The 8852-nt window shown below is 35.4% G+C and carries 10 protein-coding genes, 2 tRNA genes and 1 pseudogene; 7 read left to right on the forward strand and 6 right to left on the reverse strand.

The genetic code is table 11. From position 1 onward, the window contains the following. The first annotated feature begins 84 nt into the window (after window positions 1-84). Window positions 85-285: a hypothetical protein gene (locus GO684_RS04585; protein ID WP_175939305.1), complete on the forward strand. Its 201-nt coding sequence runs from the start codon at window positions 85-87 to the stop codon at window positions 283-285. A gap of 26 nt (window positions 286-311) precedes the next feature. On the opposite strand, the gene pdxH is transcribed toward GO684_RS04585, so the two are convergent. From pdxH to GO684_RS04600, 3 genes are read right to left on the reverse strand one after another with little or no spacing between them, the layout of a single operon-like run. Next, the gene (gene pdxH / locus GO684_RS04590; protein WP_175939322.1) at window positions 312-896 is read right to left on the reverse strand and encodes a pyridoxamine 5'-phosphate oxidase; all 585 of its coding nucleotides are present in this window, start codon (window positions 894-896) and stop codon (window positions 312-314) included. 24 nt (window positions 897-920) lie between these two features. Further along, window positions 921-1736 (reverse strand): bifunctional DNA-formamidopyrimidine glycosylase/DNA-(apurinic or apyrimidinic site) lyase, encoded by an 816-nt coding sequence (gene mutM, locus GO684_RS04595; protein ID WP_175939307.1) that lies wholly within the window; start codon window positions 1734-1736, stop codon window positions 921-923. After that, on the reverse strand, window positions 1702-1845 hold the full coding sequence (locus GO684_RS04600) for a hypothetical protein (RefSeq protein ID WP_175939302.1): 144 nt from the start codon (window positions 1843-1845) through the stop codon (window positions 1702-1704). The genes mutM and GO684_RS04600 overlap by 35 nt, the downstream gene beginning before the upstream one ends. A gap of 16 nt (window positions 1846-1861) precedes the next feature. Between GO684_RS04600 and GO684_RS04605 the strand changes: the two genes are divergently transcribed. Further along, window positions 1862-1934: transfer RNA gene (locus tag GO684_RS04605), tRNA-Thr, on the forward strand. A 42-nt stretch (window positions 1935-1976) separates the two neighbouring features. Here GO684_RS04605 and GO684_RS04610 read toward each other — a convergent pair. Together GO684_RS04610 and GO684_RS04615 are read right to left on the reverse strand one after the other, a co-directional pair. Further along, complete coding sequence (locus GO684_RS04610; RefSeq protein ID WP_175939309.1) at window positions 1977-3503, reverse strand: acyl-CoA carboxylase subunit beta; 1527 nt, start codon at window positions 3501-3503, stop codon at window positions 1977-1979. Between the two features lie 816 nt (window positions 3504-4319). After that, window positions 4320-4541 (reverse strand): hypothetical protein, encoded by a 222-nt coding sequence (locus tag GO684_RS04615; protein ID WP_175939312.1) that lies wholly within the window; start codon window positions 4539-4541, stop codon window positions 4320-4322. A gap of 167 nt (window positions 4542-4708) precedes the next feature. Between GO684_RS04615 and der the strand changes: the two genes are divergently transcribed. The 5 genes from der (at window position 4709) to GO684_RS04640 (ending at window position 8335) form a co-directional block, all read left to right on the forward strand. After that, on the forward strand, window positions 4709-6121 hold the full coding sequence (gene der, locus GO684_RS04620) for a ribosome biogenesis GTPase Der (protein ID WP_175939314.1): 1413 nt from the start codon (window positions 4709-4711) through the stop codon (window positions 6119-6121). A gap of 50 nt (window positions 6122-6171) precedes the next feature. Next, a complete protein-coding gene (locus tag GO684_RS04625) occupies window positions 6172-6648 on the forward strand; it encodes a disulfide bond formation protein B (protein ID WP_246228234.1) in 477 nt (158 codons plus the stop codon). Continuing rightward, the gene (locus GO684_RS04630) at window positions 6623-7165 is read left to right on the forward strand and encodes a demethoxyubiquinone hydroxylase family protein (RefSeq protein WP_175939318.1); all 543 of its coding nucleotides are present in this window, start codon (window positions 6623-6625) and stop codon (window positions 7163-7165) included. Before GO684_RS04625 ends, GO684_RS04630 begins: the two co-directional genes overlap by 26 nt. A 406-nt stretch (window positions 7166-7571) precedes the next feature. Next, window positions 7572-8087: an inorganic diphosphatase gene (gene ppa, locus GO684_RS04635; RefSeq protein ID WP_175939320.1), complete on the forward strand. Its 516-nt coding sequence runs from the start codon at window positions 7572-7574 to the stop codon at window positions 8085-8087. Window positions 8088-8244: 157 nt separating this feature from the next. Continuing rightward, window positions 8245-8335 (forward strand) — tRNA-Ser (locus tag GO684_RS04640). 258 nt (window positions 8336-8593) lie between these two features. Here the strand turns inward: GO684_RS04640 and GO684_RS06080 are convergent. Then, window positions 8594-8695 (reverse strand): annotated as a pseudogene (locus GO684_RS06080) (transposase); the annotation flags it as partial. Window positions 8696-8852 lie beyond the last annotated feature (157 nt).

The raw sequence follows: 8852 nt of genomic DNA on the forward strand, positions 1-8852 counted from the left end.
ATCTCTTTTGCTGATTCTACGGCTTTTTCATTCAATAATTTTGATTTTAATGCCATTTAACCCTTGCTATTTACTTACTTCAGCATGACTTCTTTTCCATTGTTTTCTATCTATTTGTACAGTAAGAGTTGGTGTATAAATAGTAATGAAGTTGGATTTCTTGCTTTATATAAAAAGCATAACCCTAAAGGGAAGATAATTGCAGTGAATCTTATACAGCCAAAATATCTTGGAAATGATGACATATTAATGGTAGAGATGTGCAGAAAACTTTGCCTGATCTGATTAAGACTTATCTAAAATAATATAACTCAAGGATACAGCTGTTCTATTTTCCAGTTTTTTCTCTCAAAGAGAGTATACCTAAATCTAGTATGTCTTCTGTGCTTACCTTCTTGCCAGAATTCGATTATTTTGGGAATTATGCAGAATCCTACCCAAAAATCAGGACGGGGGACTTGTGTATTGTAAAATTCTTTCTCCTTTAGTTCAATAGCTTGCTCGAAATCTTGCCAATTTTTTAAAACGCTCGATTGTTTTGAACACCATGCACTAATTTGACTGTTGTGTGCTCGAGAGGAGAAATATTTGTCAGTTCTTTTACCATCTAGAGGTTTAACCTCGCCTTCAATTCGCACTTGCCTGGAAAACTCTATCCAGTGAAATACTAGTGCAGCCTTGGAATTTTCAGTCAATTCTTTTCCTTTTCTACTATTTATGTTGGTGAAGAACACAAAACCTTCTTCGCTATATTCCTTTAGCAATACTACCCTTGCGGATGGAGTGCAGCCTTTGCTACAAGTTGCTAGCGTCATTGCAGTTGGTTGTTTGCATGGAGAATTAAGTACTGCTTTATACCATTTTGAAAACAAATCAAGCGGATCTTTTTCAGGCAAAAACGTCATATTCAAAGTGAAGTCTTAATTCTGACATGCATTGCAAAAATAAGTGCTACGACCGTTTTGTCGTATAAGTGTTATAATGTTATTGCAAATTTTGCAAGGTTTTTGGACTTTACTGTATACGTAAAAACTATTTTGAAAGTGTCCACGAGATCCAGATGGCTGTGTATAATCTTTTAGCGTTGACCCGCCAGCTATGATTGCATCACTCAGAGTGTTTTTTATCTCAGTAGCAAGTTTTTTGCACTCTTTATACGTCAAATCTTGTGCTGACCTCAGTGGTGATATGCGAGCTCTAAACAAGCTCTCAGAAGCGTATATGTTTCCTATGCCAGCTATTAATTTATTATCCATTAATGCTGACTTGATATTGATCTTTTTGTTTTTTAGTAGCTTATGTAAATAACCTCCATTAAGTTCATCTGTAAGGGGCTCTATTCCAAAATCATTGAAAAAACTTACTTCTTGTTCTTTATTTAAAACAATAACTAGTCCAAATCTTCTTGGATCATTAAAGATTATTGAAGTATTGTCGGAAAATGAAAATACTACATGATCATGTTTGTTCTGTGCTTGATTGTTTTTAGCATATATGAGCTTTCCGCTCATGCCAAGGTGTATGATGACAGCCATATCATTGTCTATGTGCCAAATTATATATTTGCCTCTACGCTTGATATTATTTATGCCTTTGCCCTTTAATATGTTATCTATATTTTGTGTGATTGGTATGCGCAAATTCCAATTGTTAACTGTAACACTGCTTATTTGCTTGTTTTTGATCTCATTAAACAAAAAATTAGAGATTACTTCCACTTCTGGGAGTTCTGGCATCTTGTCTACCCTGCTGCTGTTTTTTTCTTTTTACAATATTTTGCTTTAGAGCTTTTACTAGTCTTTTTCTCTCCTCTTCTTTTTCTTTATTCTTTTTTATATTATTCATTATCATTGTATATACTGCCGTTATAGCTCAGGTGGTAGAGTGCGTTATTGGTAATGACGAGGTCCCAAGTTCGAGTCTTGGTAACGGCATGCTGTATAGTATTGCATGCCATATAAAGACTTAGTAGAGAGTTATAGAGGTAAGTTATCATGCTTTTTCCATATTCTTTCTATTTTCTTGTTTGTTAGTAGCTCTAATGCTTTGCAAAGATGATACCTTGTTTTGCTTGGCACTATTATATCGTCGATGTATCCGTGCGATGCAGCAAAAAATGGATTGGCAAATTTCTCTTTATATTCTTTAATAAATGTTTGTTGATCTTTTTTATGCCGAAATATAATCTCAACTGCGCTTTCTGGGCCCATCACAGCTATTTCGGCAGTTGGCCAAGCATAATTTATGTCACCTTTTAGGTGTTTAGAATTCATCACAATGTATGCACCACCATACGCTTTTCTGGTAATAAGGCTAATCTTTGGTACAGTTGCTTCAGCATAAGCATAAAGCAGCTTTGCTCCGTGTTGTATTATATTATTGTGTTCTTGATTTGTGCCTGGTAGAAATCCAGGAACATCAATAAGTGTGGTAATAGGAATGTTAAATGCGTCACAGAACCTTACAAATCTTGCGGCTTTTCTTGAAGAATTAATGTCCAAACATCCTGCAAGATGCATAGGTTGGTTTGCAACAATACCAATAGTATTTCCTTTAATTCTACCAAACCCAATTATGATATTGCGAGCAAAATCAGGTTTTAATTCAAAAAATTTCCTTTCGTCACAAACTTTTTCAATTAGTCCATACATATCATAGGGGGTGTTATGATTGTGAGGAATTAGGGTATTTAAAGATTCATTAATGTCATCAACATCATTGCAGATTGGTACAGATTTTGGTAGCTCTTGATTATTTGCTGGTAGAAAGGTAAAGAATTCACGTATTTTTAGTAACATTTCAATATCATTATTAAACGCAAAATCTGCCACTCCTGTTTTACTTGTGTGAATTTTTGCTCCGCCGAGATCTTCGTGATTTACGTCTTCATAGGTAACTTTCTTTACTACATCTGGTCCGGTTATAAACATATATGAACTATTTTTTACCATGAAGGTAAAATCAGTCAATGCTGGGGAATAAACTGCACCACCAGCGCATGGACCCATAATTAGGGAAATTTGTGGTATTACGCCTGATGCATTTACATTTCTTTGAAAGATTTCTCCGTAACCTGCAAGAGAATTTACTCCTTCTTGAATTCTGGCTCCACCAGAGTCATTTAATCCGATAATGGGAACTCTAGCATTAATTGCCATGTCCATAATTTTGCATATTTTTTTTGCGTGTGATGCACCAAGTGACCCGCCAAAAATAGTAAAATCCTGAGAATAAACAAAAACTTTTCTGCCATAAATGGTGCCATGGCCAATTACAACACCATCGCCTAAAAAACTAACGTTTTGCATACCAAAGTCAGTTGCGTGATGCTTCACAAATTTGTCGTATTCTTCGAACGAATTTTCGTCAAGCAATATACTAATCCTTTCTCTAGCAGTTAGTTTTCCTTTTTCATGTTGTTTGTTAATTCTATCAAGACCACCCCCTTTTTCAGCTTCTAACGTTTTGGTCTGTAAATTTTCTAGTGTTTTAAAGTCTTGCATGTGGTAAAATAACTTTCAAATTGATTGTAAACCTTATTAAGTTTACAAACTTCACTAACTATACAATACACCTTTGCTATGTGCAACAGTGTATGTATAATAATGGTTAATTTGCTGGTAACTCCTATCCACTGCTCTGAGAATGCTGCAATTTACTAACTTTTTCTAAGGTGGAGGAGGTGGACTTTACTCTTTTTTGTTTGCACAAAACCTTTGGCGGCCTCAACGACCTTGCTTATACGGGGTTCTTTTGCTAATTCTTCACAATACTTTGAGAAATTTTCACAACTTTTATCGTCCATGTGCACCGTTATTTTGCTAAGGCCTGAGGTATTTTCAAAAGATAAAATCATTTTAAATTTTTCCTTATCTACTAGGAAAGTCACCTGAGGTACACTCTGCATGTTATAATATTGCCTGTTTTGTGTTCGGGTTATATCATCTCCTTAATGCCCCATCTAAATCTTAAAATTCCGGATTGTTCAGAAACTTTACAGGGACCACAACACTTTACTTCTGGACATCTTACACAAGAGAATCTGTTGTTTCTTTCTGCTGTGACACCTTTAATTATATCTTTTCTTTGTTTTTTTTAATGCCGTCGCATGCGACCTATTTAAACTCGACAAGTAACCTTCACGCTTAGGTTCTTGTGCTTATATTATTACCTTTTAAACTAGATTAGATATTTCTAATCAAAGAGCCGTAGTTTGCTTTTTCCAGCCTCAGTAACATTTGCATCATTCCCCATAAGATGTTTGTAAGACCAGCATTTAATAATCTATTGCTGATAACTTTTCTCCTTCTTTGGATACATCAATATGACATGGCAGCTAAACATGATCTCGCTCTATTTTCTATGGTTGCATCATTAGGTAGTTTTTCAGATTTATTATATAAGATATAGAGTATATATATTTCGTGTAACGTACTTAAAATATTTTCTTCCATATGTTTTATTGACGTGCCCATAAACTGTTGTGCTTGATTGTAATTCCCACGTTTCTTTTGAATACCCTGGTTGCTCTGATTTTTCATTTACTTGCACTTTCTATTTTCTATAACCTGGCATAACTACCCCTATTGTACATAATAGAGTTAAGATAAAATTCTTAATTTTAGGATGCTGATATAATCTACAAAGTCCGTAGTTAATTGAAAAGTTTCAGTTATAATTTACTTCATATAGAACATGCTCTTGAACTATGCTAAAAATCACTATAGTAGGCCTGCCAAATGCTGGTAAATCAACCTTGTTTAATAGGCTAGTGGGAAGAAAAGCAGCAGTAGTTAGTAGTGTTCCTGGGGTAACAAGGGATAGACGGGAGGGAGTTGGAAGAATTAGTGATTTGGAGTTTAGGGTTATAGATACAGGGGGATGGAATGGTCGAACTAATTTCTCCCTTCAGGTTATTGAACAGATACGATTTTCTTTATTTAGTGCAAATGTAATTTTTTTTCTTGTTGACGCAAAAGTTCAAAATGAGCAAAACAAAGAGTTTGCAAAATGGTTAAGAAAAAAAACAAGTAAGCCTGTAATACTTATAGCTAATAAATGTGAAAGTTATAGATCTGAAAATGTTGATTACCTGCAGTTTTTTGATTTCATAGGCCCGGTATACATCTCAGCTGAACATAATCTTGGCATGATTGATCTTTACAGTACATTGGCTGGCGTTATTGATTCTTCTACAAATTACTCCTCTGTTATTCCAAAATCCTTGCCTGTTATCAAAGTAGCTGACACTGAGATCCAGAAAAAGAATGAGCAGATTCCAGCGTTGCGCGCTGGAAGTCAATCTAATAAACCTAATAGACTGAGGATTGCAATAATTGGCCGTCCAAATGTTGGAAAGTCAACTTTTTTAAATAGTTTGCTTTCAGAAGACAGACTGATAACGAGTTCGGAACCTGGCACCACACGTGACTCCGTGGATATTACGTACAATCATAATGGAAAACTTATTACTCTCATCGATACTGCAGGAATTCGTAGAAGGGCAAGTATTGTGGATGATCTAGAATTAGAGTTTGTTGGAAAAAGCATGGAATCAATAAAGCGCTCTCATGTGGTGGTTTTGATGCTAGACTCTCTACTTGGCATTGAGCAGCAGGATTTGTCAATTGGTGAAACTGCAATCAAGGGAGGGAAGGGGATTATCATTGTTTTAAACAAGTGGGACTTAATAGATAAAAGTGATAGAAGCAAGTTGGCAAAGTTTGTAAGACAACAGGAGATAACTAGGTTATTCTTGGAAGTGCCAACTATAACGATTTCTGCACTAAAAGGTATTCGTTGCAGTGATGTAATAGACAAGTGTCTTGAAGTGAACGAGTCCTTAAATAAAAAAGTCAGCACTGCAAAGGTGAATAAGTGGCTAATTGATGTTTTAGATAGGCATCCTCACCCGTTTGTAAAAGGTAGAGCAATTAAGATGAGATATATTGCTCAAATTGGTACTAAACCTCCAGCTTTTTCTTTAATATGTAATGTGCCTGAAGGTGTTGATGAGAGTTATAAACGCTATTTAACTAACAATCTTAGGAAGAATTTCTTTATAGATGGTATACCTGTTAGACTTCTTTTAAAAAAGAATAAAAATCCCTATGTAAAATGAAGACTATGTTCTATACTTTCAGAGCTATGTATAATAATACACTTAAAGTTATGTGTAGTAACTCTAGAGTTTCTACAGTCTTTTTACTATCAGGTGCTGTTGCTCTAATTTTTGCGTACGTACTGGAATATTTTTTCAATATGCTGCCATGTAAGTTATGTATATACGAGAGGATGGTTTATTATGTTGCAGGATTACTTGCAGTGGTGTGTATGCTTGAAAATAACAAAATTCTAATTTATGCAATGTTTTGCAGCTATCTTATGGGCGTGATAATATCATTTTATCATATAGGTCTTGAACTCCACTTATTTCATGATGTTTTGGGCTGCACAGAGCAAGCAAGTGGTAACGCTAGCGTAGAAGAGCTGAGAGATAATCTGTTAAACCATAGTTACTCTCCGTCTTGTGACAGGCCTCGTTATATTTTAGGTATTTCTCTAGCAACATGGAATCTTGTTTATCTTATAGCAGCTTTATTCTTATCAGGTAAAATTTATTGTGAAGAAGGAAAGAAATCTGAATAGCTTAAGGTGTAGCGACAGTAAGTTCTTGCACCAAGTAATTAGGGTAAATCATGCTGGGGAATATGGTGCTATTTGCGTTTATTCCGGTCAGAGGTTTGTTCTTAAGAAGTCTTCTATAATCAATAAAATAATTGAGATGGAAGAGCAGGAAAAGAAACATTTTCATTATTTTAACGGGAAGATTAAAGAGCAAAAAGTTCGCCCTACTGTTTTATTGCCAGTTTGGTGCGTATTAGGAGTATCACTTGGTGTTGTCACTGCAATTATGGGCAAAAAAGCGGCTATGGCTTGCACTGCTGCGGTTGAGGAGGTGATTGGAGAGCACTATAGAGAACAAGTTTCACATTTAGAAGATGGGGAATTAAAAGAAACAATAAGTAGATTTCGTGATGAGGAGCTGGAACACAGAGATATTGCAATTGAACACAACGCTGAAAGTGCACTTGGCTACAACGTTTTATCTTCATTTATAAAAACGGGCTGCAAAGCTGCTATTTATTTCTCTAAGTTAATTTAGCTAATTCTCAGGCGGCTTTTTACTCGTAAAGATATTTTATAATTTAAGATTCATCGTGGGCCAAAATCCAGAGAGGTATATCTTTTTTAATGCATTGCGCTTAATTTCCAGGTGTTTTTGCTACATCCTTATCTGAACTTTTTCTATAGCAGGGTTGCTATGCCTAATAGCGTAAATTGTGCTTATGAAGTGTTCAAGATATCAAAAAACATCAAATAGATAAGGGAGAATGTGGATAACTAGCCAACAAAGTAACTTCTTGGTAAATTTCTTAAATATTTGTAACTGAAGCAATTTAAGAGCAGCAGCGTTATAAAGAACGCCAATATTTAAAATAATTGCCTTTTTTCTAGATTGTGCAAGAAGTCTATTATATAATGCTTATTCTTAAAGCAAGGGATAATTTATGGATTTGAGTAAGATAACTATAGCATCAGATGCAGTAAATGTGGTAATTGAAATAAGTGCAAATGCTGAGCCCGTGAAATATGAATTTGATAGGGAACTCGGATTATTACGGGTTGACAGGTTTTTATCTACTGCAATGGTCTATCCTTGCAATTATGGATTTATACCAAATACCTGTGCGGGTGATGGCGATCCCGTAGATGTTTTGGTGTTGACTCAATTTCCCTTAGCGCCTGGTGTTTTAATATCGGTACGTCCGGTAGGTGCTTTGCTTACTAAGGATGAGAAGGGAGAAGATGAAAAAGTATTAGCTGTGCCTGTTTCCGGTGTTGATAGCTATTATGATCATGTAAAAAACTTTTCTGATTTGCCTAAAAGTCTACTGAATAAAATTACTCACTTCTTTTCACGCTATAAAGATCTAGAGGAAGAGAAAGCAGTGATAATTGGAGAGTGGGTTGATGCAGAGGAAGCGAAAAAAATTATTGAGAGCGCTATTAAAAGTGGAGGTTAATGCATATTAATTTTAGTTATTGTGTTATAGTAAAATCATAGTTATTAACGGTTTAAAGGTCTATTCTATTCCTAATATAAGGTACTATTATTAAAAGGTTAGACAGGTTGTAAAGCCCTGGTATTATATAGAGTATTTGTCTTGAGGCTCAAGATTTGGAAGGGTGGCCGAGCGGCTGAAGGCGGCGGTTTGCTAAACCGTTATACGATTGAAAAGTCGTATCGAGGGTTCGAATCCCTCTCCTTCCACATGTTATTAGCATAGTATGAGATTCACTATGTCAACCTATTTCTACCTTGCTTAGCATACACAACGCGCCTAACCTATTGAGTTTTTTGTGAAGCTGTGGAGTTCAGATGGGATCTTATATTTTTTTGTGGCCATACTGCTCCTCTACAAAAGTTCTTATACTGATTCTCATTGTTAATGGGTCAAATAAGTGACGTTGTGAAGTGTTTAATTGTGGGGTGAGGAAAAATTTGCACAAAGCGCTCTCAAGCAAAGCAATCAATAGAATTGAGCTCAGGTGAGTGTGATGGTAGGTATATAATCTCGATATTTTTAGGTGCCTTTAAGTTTTTTAACTTATGCTAACCAGCGCAATCCATGCAAGGAGAGTTCCTTGTGTTCTTATACTAATTTCCACTGCACAAGGAACGGATAGACAACAATGGAAAGGGCCATGCTGAAGTAAGTAAAATAGCGAGTTTAAATAGCGTTGAAATCGAAATCATTAGATGAAAAAGTCGTGGAATCAGTAAAAGA

It is taken from the genome of Wolbachia endosymbiont of Litomosoides brasiliensis (genome assembly GCF_013366805.1).
GTDB lineage: Bacteria > Pseudomonadota > Alphaproteobacteria > Rickettsiales > Anaplasmataceae > Wolbachia.

What these genes read in the sequence shown, in the direction of transcription:
- GO684_RS04600 (WP_175939302.1), bottom strand. Translation starts at nt 1,845, where the DNA reads ATGAATAATATAAAAAAGAATAAAGAAAAAGAAGAGGAGAGAAAAAGA.
- GO684_RS04585 (WP_175939305.1), top strand. Translation starts at nt 85, where the DNA reads ATGACTTCTTTTCCATTGTTTTCTATCTATTTGTACAGTAAGAGTTGG.
- der (WP_175939314.1), top strand. Translation starts at nt 4,709, where the DNA reads ATGCTAAAAATCACTATAGTAGGCCTGCCAAATGCTGGTAAATCAACC.
- GO684_RS04615 (WP_175939312.1), bottom strand. Translation starts at nt 4,541, where the DNA reads ATGAAAAATCAGAGCAACCAGGGTATTCAAAAGAAACGTGGGAATTAC.
- GO684_RS04610 (WP_175939309.1), bottom strand. Translation starts at nt 3,503, where the DNA reads ATGCAAGACTTTAAAACACTAGAAAATTTACAGACCAAAACGTTAGAA.
- ppa (WP_175939320.1), top strand. Translation starts at nt 7,572, where the DNA reads ATGGATTTGAGTAAGATAACTATAGCATCAGATGCAGTAAATGTGGTA.
- mutM (WP_175939307.1), bottom strand. Translation starts at nt 1,736, where the DNA reads ATGCCAGAACTCCCAGAAGTGGAAGTAATCTCTAATTTTTTGTTTAAT.
- GO684_RS04625 (WP_246228234.1), top strand. Translation starts at nt 6,172, where the DNA reads ATGTGTAGTAACTCTAGAGTTTCTACAGTCTTTTTACTATCAGGTGCT.